This window comes from Thermoanaerobacterium butyriciformans, assembly GCF_017874545.1.
In the GTDB taxonomy this organism is placed as follows: Bacteria; Bacillota; Thermoanaerobacteria; order Thermoanaerobacterales; family Thermoanaerobacteraceae; genus Thermoanaerobacterium; species Thermoanaerobacterium butyriciformans.
In genome coordinates, this window is the sequence record NZ_JAGGLT010000013.1 from 1 (window position 1) to 19,249 (window position 19,249).

General features: G+C 34.8%; 21 protein-coding genes and 1 riboswitch. Of the genes, 6 read left to right on the forward strand and 15 right to left on the reverse strand.

From position 1 onward, the window contains the following. Positions 1 to 178 precede the first annotated feature (178 nt). Positions 179 to 276, reverse strand: a riboswitch (purine riboswitch). An 80-nt stretch (positions 277 to 356) separates the two neighbouring features. The 4 genes from groL to J2Z80_RS06585 form a co-directional block, all read right to left on the reverse strand. After that, positions 357 to 1,982: a chaperonin GroEL gene (groL, locus tag J2Z80_RS06570; RefSeq protein ID WP_209453692.1), complete on the reverse strand. Its 1,626-nt coding sequence runs from the start codon at positions 1,980 to 1,982 to the stop codon at positions 357 to 359. A 13-nt stretch (positions 1,983 to 1,995) separates the two neighbouring features. Next, positions 1,996 to 2,280, reverse strand: a complete 285-nt coding sequence (groES, locus tag J2Z80_RS06575) for a co-chaperone GroES (protein WP_013298561.1) — start codon at positions 2,278 to 2,280, stop codon at positions 1,996 to 1,998. Positions 2,281 to 2,479: 199 nt separating this feature from the next. Further along, on the reverse strand, positions 2,480 to 3,550 hold the full coding sequence (locus J2Z80_RS06580) for a hypothetical protein (protein WP_209453693.1): 1,071 nt from the start codon (positions 3,548 to 3,550) through the stop codon (positions 2,480 to 2,482). A 557-nt stretch (positions 3,551 to 4,107) separates the two neighbouring features. Continuing rightward, a complete protein-coding gene (locus J2Z80_RS06585) occupies positions 4,108 to 4,293 on the reverse strand; it encodes a hypothetical protein (protein WP_013787494.1) in 186 nt (61 codons plus the stop codon). A gap of 298 nt (positions 4,294 to 4,591) precedes the next feature. Between J2Z80_RS06585 and J2Z80_RS06590 the strand changes: the two genes are divergently transcribed. Continuing rightward, the gene (locus J2Z80_RS06590) at positions 4,592 to 5,833 is read left to right on the forward strand and encodes a S8 family peptidase (RefSeq protein ID WP_209453694.1); all 1,242 of its coding nucleotides are present in this window, start codon (positions 4,592 to 4,594) and stop codon (positions 5,831 to 5,833) included. Between the two features lie 13 nt (positions 5,834 to 5,846). Here the strand turns inward: J2Z80_RS06590 and J2Z80_RS06595 are convergent, their stop codons facing one another. From J2Z80_RS06595 to J2Z80_RS06610, 4 genes are all read right to left on the reverse strand, one after another. Continuing rightward, positions 5,847 to 6,386, reverse strand: a complete 540-nt coding sequence (locus J2Z80_RS06595; RefSeq protein WP_245301195.1) for a hypothetical protein — start codon at positions 6,384 to 6,386, stop codon at positions 5,847 to 5,849. Between the two features lie 73 nt (positions 6,387 to 6,459). Continuing rightward, entirely contained in the window at positions 6,460 to 7,251 is a 792-nt protein-coding gene (locus tag J2Z80_RS06600) for an ABC transporter ATP-binding protein (RefSeq protein ID WP_209453695.1), read from the reverse strand. Positions 7,252 to 7,266: 15 nt separating this feature from the next. Next, positions 7,267 to 8,127 carry an ABC transporter permease gene (locus J2Z80_RS06605; protein ID WP_209453696.1) on the reverse strand — a complete coding sequence of 287 codons (861 nt, stop codon included), beginning with the start codon at positions 8,125 to 8,127 and terminating at the stop codon, positions 7,267 to 7,269. Between the two features lie 25 nt (positions 8,128 to 8,152). Next, the gene (locus J2Z80_RS06610; RefSeq protein ID WP_209453697.1) at positions 8,153 to 9,142 is read right to left on the reverse strand and encodes an ABC transporter substrate-binding protein; all 990 of its coding nucleotides are present in this window, start codon (positions 9,140 to 9,142) and stop codon (positions 8,153 to 8,155) included. A 310-nt stretch (positions 9,143 to 9,452) separates the two neighbouring features. Here J2Z80_RS06610 and J2Z80_RS06615 point away from each other — a divergent pair, with 310 nt between their 5' ends. The 5 genes from J2Z80_RS06615 to J2Z80_RS06635 all read left to right on the forward strand — a co-directional run bounded on the left by J2Z80_RS06615 (position 9,453) and on the right by J2Z80_RS06635 (position 14,049). After that, positions 9,453 to 10,634 carry an ABC transporter substrate-binding protein gene (locus J2Z80_RS06615; RefSeq protein WP_209453698.1) on the forward strand — a complete coding sequence of 394 codons (1,182 nt, stop codon included), beginning with the start codon at positions 9,453 to 9,455 and terminating at the stop codon, positions 10,632 to 10,634. 78 nt (positions 10,635 to 10,712) lie between these two features. After that, a complete protein-coding gene (locus J2Z80_RS06620) occupies positions 10,713 to 11,597 on the forward strand; it encodes a branched-chain amino acid ABC transporter permease (protein WP_209453699.1) in 885 nt (294 codons plus the stop codon). A gap of 9 nt (positions 11,598 to 11,606) precedes the next feature. Beyond that, the gene (locus tag J2Z80_RS06625) at positions 11,607 to 12,563 is read left to right on the forward strand and encodes a branched-chain amino acid ABC transporter permease (protein WP_245301196.1); all 957 of its coding nucleotides are present in this window, start codon (positions 11,607 to 11,609) and stop codon (positions 12,561 to 12,563) included. Further along, the gene (locus J2Z80_RS06630) at positions 12,544 to 13,344 is read left to right on the forward strand and encodes an ABC transporter ATP-binding protein (protein WP_209453700.1); all 801 of its coding nucleotides are present in this window, start codon (positions 12,544 to 12,546) and stop codon (positions 13,342 to 13,344) included. Before J2Z80_RS06625 ends, J2Z80_RS06630 begins: the two co-directional genes overlap by 20 nt. A 3-nt stretch (positions 13,345 to 13,347) precedes the next feature. Continuing rightward, positions 13,348 to 14,049 (forward strand): ABC transporter ATP-binding protein, encoded by a 702-nt coding sequence (locus J2Z80_RS06635; RefSeq protein WP_209453701.1) that lies wholly within the window; start codon positions 13,348 to 13,350, stop codon positions 14,047 to 14,049. 36 nt (positions 14,050 to 14,085) lie between these two features. Here the strand turns inward: J2Z80_RS06635 and J2Z80_RS06640 are convergent, their stop codons facing one another. The 7 genes from J2Z80_RS06640 to J2Z80_RS06670 form a co-directional block, all read right to left on the reverse strand. Further along, positions 14,086 to 14,502: a HutP family protein gene (locus tag J2Z80_RS06640; protein ID WP_209453702.1), complete on the reverse strand. Its 417-nt coding sequence runs from the start codon at positions 14,500 to 14,502 to the stop codon at positions 14,086 to 14,088. A 47-nt stretch (positions 14,503 to 14,549) separates the two neighbouring features. Then, entirely contained in the window at positions 14,550 to 15,236 is a 687-nt protein-coding gene (locus J2Z80_RS06645) for a DUF554 domain-containing protein (protein WP_209453703.1), read from the reverse strand. Further along, complete coding sequence (locus J2Z80_RS06650; protein WP_209453704.1) at positions 15,237 to 16,133, reverse strand: DNA-3-methyladenine glycosylase family protein; 897 nt, start codon at positions 16,131 to 16,133, stop codon at positions 15,237 to 15,239. Positions 16,134 to 16,230: 97 nt separating this feature from the next. After that, the gene (locus J2Z80_RS06655) at positions 16,231 to 17,079 is read right to left on the reverse strand and encodes an Asp23/Gls24 family envelope stress response protein (protein WP_209453705.1); all 849 of its coding nucleotides are present in this window, start codon (positions 17,077 to 17,079) and stop codon (positions 16,231 to 16,233) included. A 115-nt stretch (positions 17,080 to 17,194) separates the two neighbouring features. Further along, positions 17,195 to 17,338: a hypothetical protein gene (locus J2Z80_RS06660; protein WP_209453706.1), complete on the reverse strand. Its 144-nt coding sequence runs from the start codon at positions 17,336 to 17,338 to the stop codon at positions 17,195 to 17,197. Positions 17,339 to 17,516: 178 nt separating this feature from the next. Further along, positions 17,517 to 18,368 carry a sensor histidine kinase gene (locus tag J2Z80_RS06665; RefSeq protein ID WP_209453707.1) on the reverse strand — a complete coding sequence of 284 codons (852 nt, stop codon included), beginning with the start codon at positions 18,366 to 18,368 and terminating at the stop codon, positions 17,517 to 17,519. Between the two features lie 21 nt (positions 18,369 to 18,389). Further along, a complete protein-coding gene (locus J2Z80_RS06670; RefSeq protein ID WP_209453708.1) occupies positions 18,390 to 19,121 on the reverse strand; it encodes a LytR/AlgR family response regulator transcription factor in 732 nt (243 codons plus the stop codon). Positions 19,122 to 19,249 lie beyond the last annotated feature (128 nt).

Consider the following 19,249-nt stretch of genomic DNA (forward strand, 5'->3'; position numbering starts at 1 on the left):
CTTCGATATTTAATTTTTAAAAAGTCATCAAAAGATGGCTTGTTTGCTATGCCATTTTATTCTTATTGCAATTTGTACTTTTAATTTCAACCTTATCCCCTTTCTTTCATTAATTATTATCTCCCTCAGCTTTATAATAAATAATGCCCGAACATAAATTTTTGTTCAGGCAAAAAAGAGTATAACAATAACTCCCCATAGTAAAGAGTTACGGCTCTTTGTAGATACTCTAGTGCCTATTCACCAGATTATATGTGGATCAAAATTATAAAATTATTAAATTATTAAACAATATAACAGATTTAAGTGTCTATGTCAACAGGACAAAAAAATAACCGGGGATTACCCGGTTATTTTTACATCATATCCATTCCTGCTCCTGGAGCTGGTGCTGGCGGATTCTTCTCTGGTATGTCTGCAACAACTGCTTCTGTTGTCAGTATCATCGATGCAACAGATGCAGCATTTTGCAGTGCTGATCTTGTAACCTTTGTTGGGTCAACTATACCTGCCTTTAACATATCTACAAAGTCTTCTTTGTATGCATCATAACCAAAGGCAGGGTCTTTTGACTCTTTAATCTTTTCAATGATTACTGAGCCATCTACGCCAGCATTTCTTGCAATTTGTCTTACAGGTTCTTCTAATGCTCTCAGCACGATCTGAGCGCCTGTCCTGAAGTCGCCTTCTAATGAATCAACTACTTTTTGTACTTCTGGTATGACATCTAACAGTGCTGTGCCACCGCCAGGAACTATACCTTCTTCTACAGCAGCTCTCGTAGCTGAAAGAGCATCTTCTATTCTGTGTTTCTTTTCTTTAAGCTCTGTCTCTGTAGCAGCACCAGCTTGAATTACTGCAACACCGCCAGAAAGTTTAGCCAATCTTTCTTGCAGTTTTTCTCTGTCATAATCTGATGTAGTCTCTTCAATTTGAACTTTTATCTGATTTATTCTGTTCTTTATGTCTGCAGCATTTCCTGCACCATCAACTATTGTAGTGTTTTCTTTTGTCACTTTTACTTGTCTTGCGCGACCAAGCATGTCTAATTTAGCTTCTTTGAGATCAAGACCTACTTCTTCAGATATTACTTGGCCACCTGTCAAGATAGCTATGTCTTGCAGCATTTCTTTACGTCTGTCGCCAAATCCTGGAGCTTTTACAGCAACACATGTAAATGTGCCTCTTAATTTATTTACAACTAATGTTGCCAGTGCTTCACCTTCAACATCATCTGCAATAATCAAAAGCTTCTTTCCTTGCTGTACTACTTGTTCAAGCAATGGCAGCAAGTCTTGAATGTTTGACAATTTTTTGTCTGTGATAAGTATTAGTGGATCGTCTAAAACTGCTTCCATCTTGTCTGTATCAGTTACCATGTACTGTGAAATATATCCTCTGTCAAATTGCATACCTTCAACTATTTCAATTGTTGTGTTCATTGATTTTGATTCTTCTACTGTTATTACACCATCTTTGCCGACTTTATCCATTGCTTCTGCTATCAAGTTACCGATCTCTTCATCAGCAGCTGAAATTGCTGCAACATGTGCAATAGAATCTTTACCTTCTACAGGCTTTGAAATATTCTTTAATCCTTCAACGGCAGCATCTACAGCTTTTGCCATACCGCGCCTTAAAAGCATCGGGTTAGCTCCAGCAGCCAAGTTTCTCAAGCCTTCTAAAACCATAGCTTGTGCCAGTACTGTAGCTGTTGTCGTACCATCACCTGCAACATCATTCGTCTTTGTTGCAACTTCTTTTAAAAGCTGTGCACCTTGATTTTCAAAGGGATCTTCTAATTCAATTTCTCTTGCTATTGTAACACCATCATTTGTTATAGTTGGTGAACCGTACTTCTTATCTAAAACAACATTGCGGCCTCTTGGTCCCAATGTAACTTTTACTGTATTAGCAACAGCATTAACGCCTCTTTCAAGAGCCTTTCTTGCATCTTCACCGTATAATATTTTCTTCGCCATTTTTTCTACCTCCTTATTCAACTATAGCTAATATGTCGTTTTGTCTTAAAAGAAGATATTCTTCACCGTCTAATTTAACTTCTGTTCCAGCGTATTTTGAGAATATTACTTTATCTCCTACTTTAACTTCCAGCTCGACTCTTTTGCCATCTATGTATTCTCCAGAGCCGACAGCAAGCACTTCGCCTTGTTGAGGTTTCTCTTTTGCAGTACCAGGCAATACGATACCGCCCTTTGTAACTTCCTCAGCTTCAGTAACTTTTACGACAACTCTGTCACCAAGTGGTTTTAATCTCATAATATCCCTCCTTGAAATTTATTAGCACTCATCATGCGTGAGTGCTAATCATCACACTTTTTATATTAGTTTAATTACAAGTTCATGGCAAATCTCAAATTTCACCGTTTTTCATTGTTTTAAGCGATTATAATAGATTTTTCCCATTTATCTTTTATTTATACCGTTAATATTCAATTTACATAAAAAAATGCAGGTTTTAGCCACCTGCACCATCTACATCTTTTCTGTCATTCTCATTATTCTCAAAGTTACCATCTGCACTTTGCTGTTTTAAATAATTAATCATATTGTACATAAACTGCTGCTGTTCCTTCGTAAGCATTGATTTCAGGCTATCTACAACAGCCGACTGCTGTGATGTCAAACCTAGATTTTGTTTTCCGTCATCTTCATTGCCATCGTCAGCATCCTCCAGGCTATCTACAACTTCTTTTAAATTATTTACATCTGACTTAATTTCTTCTGCTTTTTCAATATTTTTATTATTTACATCTGATTCAATTTCTTCTGATTTTTCAATGTTTTTAGGAATATCCACTGAATCACTCCTTGTATTAGATTCCGTATTGCTTTCTTTTTTATCTTTATCTGCACTGTTTTTTGAATTCATTATGCTTTCTGCCTTATTTAAAGCCTCTACAAGTTTTATGTTTTTTATTATCTTCTCAGCCATGTCCTGTTTATCATCCGGAATAACTGGTTTTAAGGCTTCAAATATATCTAAAATCTTATCTATAACATTGTTTTTATTATCTTCCATCTCATATTTTTTCATCTTTTCATTAAGGTTTTGTATTCCTTCATGAAGCTTAATAAATTTATCTATTATTATTTGCTTGTCTTGTTTCATATAAGGCTTTACTGCTTTAAGCATTCCTATTTGGTCGAAATTGTCTTCTTGAATTTCTGTTCCTTGATTTTGATATTCAATCAACTGCTTGTGGCACTCTAGTATTTCTGCTATCTTTGTAAAAATGTCTATGTAATACTGTTCTCTTCTGTGCAAATATGGTTTTACACTTCCCATAAAGTTTTTCCCTTTTTCAATAATCTCAAATATATCTAAAGTATTTTCTCTTTTGTCTTTTAACATATTTTCGTATTCATGTAGATTAGTTTCGTCATATTCGATTATCTCGTCTTCTTCTTTTTTCTTTAAAAGCAGCTTTTCTTCCTCAAAGCTTAGCCCTTCAAAAATTTGAAACCTAATAAAAAAAATTATAAACAGTTCAATTATCAACACTTTTAATAATCTTTCTTTATCCACAACCAATCCCCCACTTTTAAAATTATCTTCATAACTTAATATATGTATAGGGCAGGCTCATTATCACCTGCCCTATACTTTTTATTTCTTATCCACCACAAATACGCCTGGGACCAGCAAGAAGATTATCAGTATCACTATTATAATCCAGATCCATCCGCCGCACCATGATGCTCCTTTTCCTTCAGGCATATAAATACCCCCTTTATTTTTTGGCCTCATGGACCTAATACATTATACGTAATGCCATAAATATTGTTACTGAAAGTTCATGGTGGCCAATGACCATAAGAATCGTCTTGCATGTTTGCGAGGTTTGTCTTGCTGCAATACTACTAGTAGCAAGAAAAAAAACAATAAATCTTCAAATTCAAACTTAACATCCATCACAACCGTCAATATAACAAAGAAAAAAAGCAGTGTATTTCCTGATATAGTCATAAAATCAGCTCCATAAAATTTACTTTAATTCATTATATTCTAATCATTTCATTATTGATATTGATTTAATTTTTATGTAACAATAAATGGTCCTACCATAAGATAGGACCACTTATTTATTTGACTTGATTTAGGAATAATCCCATTCCACCGTCCATAATTATGACTAATAGTACGAAGAAGAACAGCAATGTTTCCATTGACCATGCTCCGCCAAACCATCCGCCGCCCATCAGGACAACGAGTATTAAGAAGAAGAACAGCAAATTGCTTTCGCCAAATACTGAACTTGTTCCAGCCATGATAATCCTCCTTTTAAATTTTAAAATTTACATCAAGCCTTAGGCTCTTCTACTATAAAACCAGGTACAAACAAGAAGATAAGAAGTATTATAATTATTATCCAAATCCATCCACCGCCAAGCCATGATGCACCTTTTTCTGTGGGCATATTAATATCCCCCTTTCGCAAGAATATATGTCAGGTCTTTATGACCTAATACATAATATGACATCATCAAAATTTGTGACACTTATTATTTTAAAAACTATCAAAAATTTGTCTTGAACATATTCTGATATAAGAAAGGGGGATTCTATATGGATATAATTTCTGCGCTTATTTTATCAGGTGCCATTAAAAACCTTTATCCCAAAAGCAAAATTGACAGTAGATTGCTTAAAAAAGCAACTATATATAGAAACGAATGTGTAAGTGCAATTGTGTATTCCAACTTGCCGTACGAAACTCTTAAAAAAAAGATAGAAGCAATAGGAGGAACGATAAAATACGAATTACCCATAATAAATGGCTGGGCTGTTAACATACCATGCAACAAATTAAGCAACGTAGCATCAAACCGTGGAGTCAAATTTATCGCTGAAGATTCAACTGTCAAAACACAGTTAAACATTGCTACGCAGGAAATAAAATCAAGAGAAGTAAACGAACAGGGCTATACCGGTAAAGGCGTCACAATTGCCTTTCTGGATACCGGTATTTATCCTCACGCAGATTTTACCAAACCAAAAAACAGAATAATTGCCTTTCATGATATTGTAAATGGAAAAAAGAATCCATACGATGACAACGGTCATGGAACACATGTAGCAGGTGATGCCGCTGGAAGTGGCTATATGTCAGATGGTAAATACAAAGGGGTTGCACCTGAAGCAAATATAGTGTCAGTCAAAGTTCTAGATTCAAGAGGTAGCGGTTCTACATCTGATATACTGACAGGTATGCAATGGATACTGGATAACAAAGATAAATACAAAATAAGAATAGTATCATTGTCAATTGGTGAAACACCATCGTTGCCACCTTTTCTAGACCCTCTTGTTAAAGGTGTTGACAAACTGTGGAGAAACGGCATAGTCGTAGTAGTAGCAGCAGGGAATTCTGGACCAGCCATAAACTCTATAACATCACCGGGAAACAGCATGAACGTAATAACCGTAGGTGCTGTAGATGATAAGAGGACTGTCGATGTTTCAGACGATGAAATTGCTAACTTCTCAGGCAGAGGATCTGCATTTTTGCTAAAACCTGATATAGTAGCACCTGGTGTAAAAATCGTATCAACAGCATCTGGAAATGTGTCTCTTGGCGTTGATGACGGTATCCTTTTAAATAAGCCATACAGAACTGCATCTGGAACATCTATGGCAACACCGATTGTAGCTGGTGCTGCTGCACTGCTTTTGGAGAAAAATCCATCACTGACAAATTACCAAGTAAAAAATATTTTAAAGTCGACTACAACAAATGTTGACCATTACAGGTATTACTCACAAGGGTATGGAATGATAAATATAGAAATGGCATTAAAAAAAGTATGAGGGCTTTTAGCTCTCATACTTTTAAATTTATATCACTTTGTGGATCTCCTTTATCAGGATCTAAAACTTCATTTAAAATCAATGTTGGAAGACCTTTTATCAAATTAGCTGTTGCACTCGGTATAAAAGTGTATGTTAATACTGCATAAATTGCATATAGATATTGAAGATTAGAAAAACCCAACAAAGTAAAAATTGAAAACAACAAAAATCCAAAGAAAGATTCTATTGTTATCCCTTCTGGTGGAGGAAATACCAGCTTTGGTAGACTACTGCTTATATCCGGTTCTTCTAGAGAAATTGGCTCAGCTGCATAAATGTTATATATTGCTGGAAAAAATGAGACAACATCAGATGCTGCAACCAAAGCATTTAGCGCAACAGTCGATATCTTAGTATCATTTACAAGAATAAGTAAAAATACAAATAGTATAAACTTTGCTATATATATTGGCTGTGTACCATTTTCCCTATCATTTAAAATCGGCGATATAACTTCTACAAGTTTCTCTATATCAATTTCATCGTCCTTTTTAACTTCCCGAAGCCCCATTAAAACACCTCATTTCCTGTTGAATCATTTTTATTATTATATTCACAACAGAAAACAGGTGTGATTGTATCCACTATGCCAGCATTACCCTATCATCTACAAAGTCACTGCCATTAACCTCGTTAAACATCTTTAGAAGCTTTTGTACTGTTAAATTTTTCTTCTCATCTTTTAAGTCAAGAACAATTCTACCTTGGTGCATCATAATAATCCGATTTCCATATTCTAAGGCATGTTCGAGATTGTGAGTAACCATCAACGTAGTAAGGTTATTTTCACTGATTATTTTATTTGTAATTTCATTTATAATATTTGCAGTCCTAGGATCTAAAGCTGCTGTATGCTCATCTAGCAAAAGCAGATTTGGCTTTGCAAATGTGGCCATAAGAAGTGTCAATGCCTGTCTCTGACCACCTGACAAAAGGCCTACTTTAGTCTTCATTCTATTTTCAAGTCCCAAACCAAGCTCTGCCAATTTTTCTTTAAATAAATCTCTATTCTTTTTATTAAGGCCCATCTTCAAACTTAAACCTGCACCTTTTGAATATGCAATCGATAGATTTTCATCTATTGTCATGGAAGGTGCTGTGCCTAAAAGTGGATTTTGAAATACTCGTCCAATAAATTTTGACCTTTTAAACTCCGGATATGAAGTTACGTCTACGTCGTCTATCATGATGGAACCACTGTCAACAGGATAAACTCCTGCAATCAAGTTAAGAAGAGTAGATTTTCCTGCTCCATTGCTTCCGACTATTGTAACAAAATCACCATCTTCTACTTCAAAATTTAAATCTTTAAATACCTGGTTTTCATTAGGCGTATTTTTATAAAATGATTTACTTACATTTTTAAGTTTTAGCACAATTCACGCCCCCTTTCAGTTAGAGCTTATAACGATTTTCTTTAAGCCTGGCAGAGAAAGCGCTATAACTACCAGAATTGCCGTCAACAACTTAAGATCTGTCGGATTGAATCCTATAGTAAGGGCTACTGCTATTGCACCTCTATATACTATAGAACCCACAACAGCCGAAATTACCGCCCACAATATATTTCTCTCTCTAAATAAAACTTCTCCGATTATAACAGAAGCAAGACCTGCAACAAGTGTCCCTATACCCATTCCTGCATCAGCAAACCCTTGATATTGAGACACTAACGATCCTGCTAGAGCAATATAAGCGTTTGATATTATAAGGCCCAATGTTATAGTCGTATTAGTGTTTATTCCCATACTGCGAACCATCTGCTGATTGTTTCCGGTAGCTCTTAACGCAAATCCTGTCCTAGTTTGTAAAAAATAATTTGTCAAAAGCACCAAAAAAATCATAATAAGTCCGAAAAACAAAATATTTCTGTAATTACCTGCAAAACTGAAATAATCTAAGATAGATTTATTATTAAGCATTGGTATATTTGATTTACCCATTATACGCAAATTTATAGAATAAAGTGCTGTCATCGTAAGTATACCAGCTAAAAGTTCAGTTATTTTTAACTTTGTATTTAAAAAACCAGTAACAAGTCCAGCTAATCCTCCAGCTAAAAACGAAACTATAATTGAAAAAATAGGATTCACTCCGCTGGTAATAAGTTTTGCTGTAACGGCAGCTCCTAATGTGAAGCTGCCTTCAACAGTTAAATCAGCAAAATTTATAATCTTAAAAGATATATAGACACCAAGTGCCATTATACCGTAAACAAGCCCCTGTTCCAATGTTGAAATGGCAAACGACATAATATAATAACCTCCAATTTTGTCTCTATTTGATTACCTCCTGAGCTTTTTTCATTATAGAATCTGGGATCTTAAGGCCTATGGCATCTGCTTCCTTTTGATTGATTATAAGCTGCAAATCTTTGGCAGTTTCTACTTTTATATTAGCCGGTTTTTCACCTTTCAAAATCTTGATAGCCATTAAACCGGCCTGATACCCAAGATCACTATAGCTGATTCCCAGCGTCGCTAGTGAACCTCCTTCTACCATTCCCTTCTCTGCTGCTATAACAGGTATTTTTGCAGAATTAGCTACCTTTATTATAGCTGCAACAGAAGAAGCTACTGTATTGTCAGTCGGAAGCCAAATAGCATCTACCTTTCCTACCAATGATTGTGCTGCTTGATTTACTTCGCTACTGTTGGATACAGTCGCTTCTACTATACTGTATCCCAATGATGCAGCATCATCTTTTGCAATATTTACCTGTACAGTAGAATTGACTTCTCCTGCATTGTATATAATGCCTATCCTCTTTGCACCTGGCACTAAATCTTTTATTAACTTAAGTTGATCATTTATAGGCTCCATATCAGATGTGCCAGTTACATTCCCACCTGGTTTGTCAAGTGAACTTACAAGACCAGCAGCTACAGGATCTGTAACAGCTGTAAATACGATTGGAATAGTTGAAGTTGCCTTTTTAACTGCTTGTGTTGTAGGAGTTGCTATAGAAAATATTAAATCCACATTTTTATCGACAAATTTCTTTGCTATAGTCTGAGCTGTCGACATATCCCCTTGTGCATTTTCCTGTATAAATGTGACATTCTTACCTTCTACATAACCATTGTCTTTTAAAGCTTTTATAAACCCTTCTCTTGCACTATCAAGTGCTGGATGTTCCACAATCTGCGTAATACCGATTGTTATCATCTTTTCCGTACTGCCATTTGATGTTGTTTTACTTCCACAGCCAGATAGTGCAATAGAAAAAATAAAAAAAGCTGCCAAAACAAAGATAGATCTCTTCATTGAAATTCCTCCCGTTACATGGCAACAAAAAGACATACTACCATGCTACCATGCTAAATTTATATAGTGATAATAAGAAAAATTTTTATTTAATAAAATAGTATGATAAAAACATTTATTAGTCAATAAAAGTTTTTTGTAATATTTATTAGAAAATTTGAATACGGCTTAAAATAAATAATCTTGATGTAAATAATAAATCTAAAGTATAATTATAATAAATTTATTAGCAGTCTGTTTCCATTTTTTCTACCGGTAGAGAAAAATTATATTAAAATTTTATTCATTTTAAAAATGGGAGGATGTATCTATGAAAAAAACAATTAAGAGGCTGTCAATGCTTTTAGTGGGAGTAATAGCAGCTTCCATATTACTTTCTGGTTGTACGAAAAATACCAGCGCATCCAGCAGTGATAAAATAAATGTTGGTGCACTTTTCGAATTAACAGGACAAGTAGCGTCATACGGCACTTCTGAGTACAATGCTGTAAAACTGTATATAGATGACACCAACAAAAACGGCGGTGTTCTCGGCAAACAGATCAATTTAATAAAAGCCGATAACAAATCTGCAACGGATGAATCAATAAACCAAGCTACAAAACTTATTGTAGAAAACAATGTTGTGGCAATATTAGGGCCAGCTACAACAGGCAATACTAAAGCGGCTTCGTCAATTGCATTAAGCAAAAACATACCTCTTATAACCCCATCAGGCACGTCTTTTGATGTCACTGTTGATACCAATACAAACAAAGTAAAAAGCGAAATATTCAGAGCGTGTTATACAGACCCATATCAAGGCAAAGTCATGGGAGAATTTGCAGCAAAAGACCTTAATGCAAAAACTGCTGTAATATACATTGATAATAAAAGTGACTACAGTAAAGGTCTTGCAAAAAGCTTCAAAGAGCAGTTTGAAAAGCTTGGTGGTAAGGTAATCGACCAGGAGGCATATGTAGCAGGTGACCAAGATTTCAAATCGACGCTTACAAAAATAAAAGGTCTAAATGCCGATGTCATATTTATACCAGGATACTATCAAGATACGGCAAAAATAGCTAAACAAGCAAGAGACATGGGCATAGAAGTACCTTTGCTTGGTGGAGATGGCTGGGATTCACCTGATTTATTAAAAATAGCTGGTGCTTCTGCATTAAACAACGTTTATTACAGCAATCACTTTATATCAACAGACCCTGATCCAATAGTGCAAGATTTCATTAAGAAATATAAAGACGCTTACGGCACAGAACCAGATGCATTTGCCGCTTTAGCATACGACTCGGCAGGCATGTTGGTACAAGCAATAAAAGATGCTAATTCAACTGACCCTGCAAAAATAACTGATGCCTTGGCAAATCTCAAAAATTTTAAGGGTGTGACAGGAACTATCTCAATAGATGCACAGCACAATCCAATAAAGCAAACAGTAATCATAGAATTGAAGGACGGTAAACAGACACTTAAGAAAAAAATAAGTGCTGAATAAGATTTGTAAAACACGGCAATGCGGTCACATAGTGGCCGCTTATGTTCTTTTAATACTTTTTAATTTGAGGTGATATTTATGAAGACATTTATAGAGCAGCTTATAAATGGTTTATCCTTAGGAAGTATATACGCACTTATTGCTCTTGGATACACTATGGTTTACGGCATAATGAAGCTTATAAATTTCGCCCATGGAGATATATACATGGTAGGTGCATTTACAGGCTTCTTTGCCTCAACATATCTCCATCTAGGTTTTGTACCATCTCTTTTATTGGCAATGTTAGTAAGCCTTATACTTGGTGTAACAATAGAGCGTGTGGCATACAGGCCATTAAGGGATAAGTCAAAAATCTCAATATTGATTACAGCCATCGGTGTCTCCCTTTTACTGGAAAACGGAGGCATAATCCTCTTGTCTCCGCAAGTCAGAACGTATCCTCAGATTTTCAAGCAGCACATGTACTCATTTTTCAATGGAATAATCACGATATCAAACCAGCAAATCGTCATATTTGTCGTATCTATAATCATGATGGTGGGACTTCAGCTTATTATATACAAGACAAAAATCGGAAAAGCTATGAGAGCTGTCTCCACAGACCCTGATGCAGCAAAACTTATGGGGGTAAATGTAGATAGGACCGTTTCTTTCACATTTGCCATAGGATCCGCCCTTGCTGCCGTTGCAGGTGTCTTAGTTGGCATATACTACAACTCAATAGATCCCTTAATGGGTATCATGCCAGGCTTAAAAGCATTCATAGCAGCAGTCTTAGGCGGAATAGGCATAATACCAGGTGCCATGGTAGGAGGCCTTTTGATGGGTGTCATAGAAGCACTTGTCTCAGGCTATGGCAGCTCACTATACAGAGATGGCGTTTCATTTGCAATACTCATCATCATACTGCTGATTAAGCCCACAGGACTATTTGGCAAAAACGTAAGAGAGAAAGTGTAGGTGGTAAAGTTGAAGCAAATATTGAAAAACAGATTGCTGATTTTTATAGGGCTATTCGCCATTTACGGTATAATACAAATCTTGCTGTCAACAAACATATTAAACGATTATTACGAAATAAACATAGTTCTTATGGGCATAAATATAATACTTGCTGTAAGCCTTAACCTTATCAATGGATTTACAGGACAATTCTCATTAGGACACGCAGGATTTATGTCAATCGGTGCATACACATCAGCCATCATAACGTACAAATTAGGGCTTTCATTTCCATTGGCATTATTAGTAGGCGGCATATCAGCAGGAATAGCAGGAATCTTGATAGGAATACCGTCATTGAGATTAAAAGGTGACTATCTCGCCATAACGACACTTGGATTCGGAGAAATAATCAGGGTAATCTTTCTAAACACCGAATACGTCGGTGGAGCCAGCGGCCTATCCGGAATACCAAAGTACACAAACTGGACGTGGGTATTTTGGATGGCAGTCATAACCGTCGTCTTAATCAGAAACTTCATAAACTCTAGCTATGGCAGATGCTGTGTAGCAATCAGAGAAGACGAGACAGCAGCCGAATCAATGGGCATAAACACAACTTTCTACAAGACATTGGCATTCACAATAGGTGCATTCTTTGCAGGAATAGGCGGTGCCCTTTACGCTCACAACTTCTACATCATACAGCCAGAAACATTCAACTTCATGAAGTCATTCGATATCTTGACAATGGTTGTATTAGGAGGACTGGGCAGTATAACAGGATCAATACTATCAGCAATTTTCCTCACATTCGTATACGCAGTGCTGCAGGATTATGCTGCACTAAGAATGGTAATATACTCGCTCCTCTTGATCATCGTAATGTTATTCAGACCAGAAGGATTGATGGGTACAAGAGAATTTTCCCTCAAAAAACTATTTAAGAAAGGGGATGAAAGCAGTGAGTTTACTGTCAATTAAAGACGTTTCTATAGACTTCGGTGGCATAAAAGCCCTAATAGACGTAAATATAGAACTGGAAAAGGGCTCTCTTACAGGACTTATAGGGCCTAATGGTGCAGGAAAATCAACAGTATTCAATATAATAACAGGAATATACAAACCAACATCAGGAAAAGTAATATTTGACGGAAAAAACGTATCAACAAAGCCGTACAATAACACGAAGCTTGGCATAGCAAGGACATTTCAAAACATACGTCTATTTAAAAACCTAACTGTCCTTGACAATGTCAAGATAGCTGAGCACATTCACGTACAATACGGACTTTTAAGCTCATTTATTCAGCACAAAAAATACTTAGATGGAGAAAAATCACAGAATATAGAAGCAATGAATTTACTTAAAATCTTCAATCTTGACAAACACGCCTTAAACCTTGCCAAAAATCTGCCATACGGCGAACAGAGAAGACTTGAAATAGCAAGAGCACTGGCAACAAAGCCAAAGCTTCTGCTTCTGGATGAACCTGCAGCAGGGATGAATCCACAAGAGACAAAAGAGCTTACAGACACAATCAGATTCATAAGGGACAAATTTGACATAACAATACTCTTAATTGAGCACGATATGTCTCTGGTAATGGATTTATGTGAAGATATATACGTCATGAACTACGGGAAAATAATCGCCCATGGCACACCAGACGAAATCAAGAGAAACCCAGAAGTAATAGCTGCATACCTTGGAGAAGAAAGTCCTGATGAAAGTGAAATTTTATCAATAGAAGGAGGTGCTTAAAACATGTTAGAGGTAAAAGATCTCAACGTATCATATGGAATGGTCAATGCCTTAAAAGGCATAGACTTAAAAGTAAATGATGGAGAGATCGTCACTATAATAGGTGCAAATGGCGCAGGTAAAAGCACTACTCTAATGACAATATCAGGCATATTGAAGCCAAAAAAAGGCTACATCAAATTCAACGATGTAGACATAACAAAAAAACCTGCACAAAATATAGTGGATATGGGTATCTGCCAAGTGCCAGAAGGAAGAAGAATATTTGCCAACATGACTGTAATGGAAAACCTTGAGATGGGAGCATATCTCAGGAAAGACAATATGGTAAAAAGCGACATGGAAAAAGTATTTCACCTATTTCCACGTCTTAAAGAAAGGTATAAGCAGATTGCCGGCACATTAAGCGGTGGTGAGCAGCAGATGCTGGCTATAGGGAGAGCATTGATGTCAAAACCAAAAGTGCTTTTATTAGATGAGCCGTCGATGGGTCTTGCACCGATAGTAGTACAAGACATATTTAAGACGATAAAAAGCATAAACGAAGACGGCACAACTATACTTTTAGTAGAGCAAAACGCTAAAATGGCCTTATCTATTGCTGATAGAGCATACGTCCTTGAGACAGGCAATATCTCCCTTGAAGGTGCTGCATCTGTCTTAAAAAACGATGAAAGGGTTAAAAAGTCGTATTTAGGAGGATAAAAAGAGGGTTCACGATAAACCCTCTTTTTCATAAATTTAATATTTCAATGACCTATGCCCAAGTCCAATGGCAACTTCGTTTAAATTTAGCATTCCTACGGCGAAAAATGCACAGACGCATAGGTGTTCACCGTAAAATGCAATTCCAATCTTGCCACCTATATTAAGTCCCATAGCTTTATCTTTTATCTGCATTATAGCATCATGTGTTGCACCTGCAACAGCACCTTCTCCCACATGATTGTCCTCTATAACACCTTCTCTTTTTGCTGCAACAACAGCTCTTTCTATTATCTTTGATATGGAATTGATATATTCACCTCCATAATCTACTGCAGCTACTTTAATGCCTTCTTTCCCATACCTCTCCTTTAATGTAGCTTCATCCTCTCTTCTTGACATAGCCATCCTTACGGCTACCCTTGCAACATCTATGCTCCTTATATCTTTCATATTTCATAAGCCCTTTCTCACTAATTCAGGGCAACCTCCTTCGTTATTTAAAATATTTTCACTATTATTTCATACACAATAGGAACAAAAATTGACGGAAGCAGATTTCCAATCTTTATTTTCGTAAGATTTAGCATATTTAGTGATATACCAATTATCAAAATACCTCCGATAGCAGACATATCTGCAATTACGTTAGTTGTCAACAAATTTTTAAGCAGCGATGCGCACAAAGTTATAGAACCTTGATACACAAGGACGCTAATGGACGATATCATGACGCCTATCCCTAATGTAGATGCAAATATTATAGATGATATGCCATCAAGCATGGATTTGGCAAAAAGTATACTGTGATCACCTTGTAAACCGTCTTTTAATGCACCCACAATCGCCATCGCACCAATACAGTATATGAGGCTTGCTGTCACAAAGCCTTCGCTTATCTTATTTTCACCGTTTCTCGATAATTTTTTCTCTAAAAAGTCGCCAAATTGGTTAAGCTTTTTCTCTATGTCCAGCAGTTCACCTACAATGCCGCCTATCGCTAAACTTATTATCACTAATAGCAAATTTTTATATTTTAAAGCGCTATCAAATCCTATTATCAATACACTTAAAGATATGGCATGCATAACTGTTGTTTTTACTCTATCAGGAATACCTATTTTAAATAAAGTGCCTGCAATACTTCCTGCAACTATAGATGCTGCATTAACAAGTGTTCCTATCATTTAATTTTTCCTCTCTTTAAATATATCTTTTGAAACATGATCTTTTGCATAGTTAAATAGATACTGCTGCGCGAATCCAGATAAATCACCAAACTTTTCCTTTGCAAAATTCTGTACATCAGAATTATTTGTCTTCCTCTTTAGGTATAAAAATTCTACAACTCGTTTTATCCATACATCTGTCGGAAATGCCTCATATCTTCCGATGGAATAAAGAATTACGCAGTCTGCAACTTTAGGCCCAACTCCTCTTATGCTCATAAGCATATTACGCACATCGTAAGTATCGTAAAGCTGCAACTCAAAAAGATTGATTTCATCATTAAACACTTTTAACGCTGCATCAATTATATATTTTGACCTAAATCCACACTTGCTGTTATTTAATGATTCTTCGTCTGCCATTATGATATCCTGCACTTTTGGAAATGTATAATAAGTCTTATTTTTATATACGATAGGGTGTCCAAATGCCCTGCTTAAATTTTCTATGACTTTTTTAATCTGAGGTATCCGATTGTTTTGAGATATAATAAATGAAATAAGCGTCTCCCAAGTATCTTGCCTCAAAATTCTTATCCCTTCACCATGCTTTATAGCCGCTCTTAAGATTTCATCTTGCGAAAGTGTCTCTTTGATCTTTCCATAGTCTCTGCCCAAGTCAAAATAGTCATACCATATATCATTAAAATCTGCTAATGTCGTATTATCAATCGTCAATATATCACCATCTAATTTCACATTTATTACTCTATCAAAAGCAACCCCCGTATAACTTCCATCATCTTCTTCATTCCATCTAAAACATTGTCCACATTCTAATGTCTCTTTAAGGTTAAAGTCTTTAATTCCATGCACTATAACCTTAGAACCGGACATTTCTACTAAATATTTCATATCTCCTCACCCACATATAGGTTTTTTAATGCCTTACTACATAATATTTACGACCCTCTACAAATATTATATAATTTTTTGAAGATAAAAAAAAGGCTTATTTGCCTTTATCAAATATTTCTCGGGTTTTAAATATTTTATCACTATCTCTTATATAAAGTGACTTCACGTGAATTTTTATATCCAACACATTTAAAGACGTCATGTATTCAACGACACTCTTTATCTTCTTTATAGCTCCTCTTAAAACGCCGTTTATTGATGTACCGTGTACCATGACAATCTCTATTTTTATTATTATCCCCTCAGTGTAGTTCTCTGTTATCACCTTATTTATTTTATAAATGCCATCAAATTTTTTTGCTTCATTAAATACAATGCTGTTGATTACATTCTCAGAAATTGTGTACTTGCCAAGATAACTGTAGTATGGCCTTACTACCGTCTTTTCAAAATCTATCTCTTTGCGCCGAAATATCCTTAGTGGGTCTATAAAATATCCAGAAAAATGCTTTTTTACTTCAAATGTTGGCACTGGTATTACATGCTTTCCTTCTTCATACCTTTTTTTTCTGGCCACCTCTATTTCTTCAGGTGATAAAATATTTTCTACATAAATTCTCTCTGACACAGGCGGCAGCGATAGCCTTTCAGCAATCTTGTCTACCATTTTATCTGATGTTCCAAGTATCAATATTTTGTCCGGTTTAAGTTCTTCCAACGATTTTTTTACTTCTTTTACATGTTCTTCTTCTGCAAATATCGCTCTCCTTATAGCTGACAGCTTCGTCTTTTCCCTTTTTGCTGAAAATCCTGATACGATCCTGTTTTCGCATATCAATAGACCATCATCGATGATGTACTTTATGCCGTATTTTCCTGCAACAGAAGATGCATGATGGCTTTTACCGCTTCCACTAGCACCGACAAAAGAATATACCTTCAATTGATACCCTCCAAAAATTAAAATAATGACTATAGGATATATTATACGGCAATTATTACGTTTTTCAACAATAATTTAAGACAACTCCTGTGACAAAAATTGTGACAATAATTTTTTATCTTTTCTTTTTTATTCTTAATTTTATTAAGGTCTGTAGAAATTTAACTGCAAATTCCATATCTATGTTGCTTTTAGAAAATGTTATTATAAATATTAGAATGACTAAACTGGAGGCGATTACAGTTAACTGCATATCCATGATTTCACCTCACCTTCGCATAAAAACAGTAAAAATTGGAATGTTAAAAATATATAAGTGAACTATAATGTTTTGGCATATCTGAAATGATATTTGTGCTTTCATCTAAATTATATACCTTTTTTATAAAAAAATGTGGACATAGGAATTAAAATGCTATCTTCAGGAACAAAAATGATTATTTCTCATTTAATTTGTAAGATGGTATTTCAACTGTCACATCGAAATATTTATTATCAATCTTTATGTTAATATCTCCATTATATCTATATACTATGTCTTTAACAATAGATAATCCAGTTCCTCTTCCATAACCCTTTGTTGTAAAGCCACCATTTAAAATATTTCTTTTTACATCTTCACTAATTTCAACACATGTATTTTTCACTATAAAAATGTAGTCAACTGGATCGCTTTTAATCACTACTTCTAATCTCTTATTATTCTTTAACCTATCACATTCTTCAATAGCGTTATCTAACAAATTTCCCAAAACTGAACAAATATCATTTGTTACTTTTTTTGAGCATTTTAAATCAACCATACATATAAAGTTCACCGAAATATTTTTCTCTATAGCAGAGCTTATTTTTGAATATAACAGCAAATCGATTATATCGTTTCCAGTATCTACTTTAATAAGGCTGTTGTTTATATCATCTATATAATCCATTAAAAACTCTTGGGCATCCTCATACTTCATCTGTCTTATCAATCCATATAAGACTAAAATCTTATTTCTCAATTCATGTTTATTTTTCCTGTATAAGTTGTTTTGTTCTTCTATAAATCTTAGTTTAAAATCATTTATAATGTATTGATACTCGTTTTTACCATTTATATAAATCATCCTTATAATCGTAAAAACCAAGACATTTATAACTACAATCGTAAAAAATAAAAACGATTTAAAATCAGCCGGTATAATAATTTTCTGCCGATAATACATGCTATTGTTAAACATTAACGTTATAAAAATCATGTACATAAAAAATATCGCTATTATTTTGTTTAAACTTTTTCTTATCATGGCATCACCCACAAAATTTCCCTAATTTGCTTCCATTTCAACCGGCTGGTTTAATATATCTTTAAGGCGATTCCTAAATTCATAGTACAGCTTCTTTGATAGATACGCTTTTTTATTTTTATTTCTAAAACTTATTTCTAAAGACGTTCTATTTACAGATTTTATAGAATATACCTTATACAAATTTACAATATAAGATCTGCTTGTCTTGAAAAAAATTTTTTTATTCAAGATTTTATAAACATCACTTAGGGAAGTATTTGACAGAAAGTCCTCATATGTAGTGTAGAAAAAAGTCTTTTTTCGATTAGCTTCAATAAAGTATATATCATTTGCATTGATAAGTTTTATATCATCACCACATCGTACTTCTATGAAATCTGAAGAATCGTTAAATTTTCTTTTTATTCTTTCTATCGTATTAAATAACCTATCATAGTTTATAGGCTTTATTATATAATCAGCAGCATATAATTTCACCGCATCCTTTATATATTCCTCATATGACGTTATAAATATTATCTCTATGTTTGGAAGCAGGTCCCGTACATTTTTGACAACTTCTAAACCCGTCATTTTTGGAAGTTTTATATCTAAAATAGCTAATTCAGGTTTTACCTTTAATATAGCATTTAACAAATCTCTTCCTTCGTCTGTGATGTATTCAACTTTCACATCGCTTATCCCCATAACTTTTCTGCTTATCTCTTTTCTAAGGGAATCTTCATCTTCAGCTATTACCGCTCTAATCATAAAATCACATCCTTTTACAAATTCTCGAATAATATAAATATTCGATATTCTTAAAAAAAATCCTTCAAAAATACCAATTTATGAAAAAATGAGAACAAGTCATACTCATTCCCATTTTTCTCGTGTAG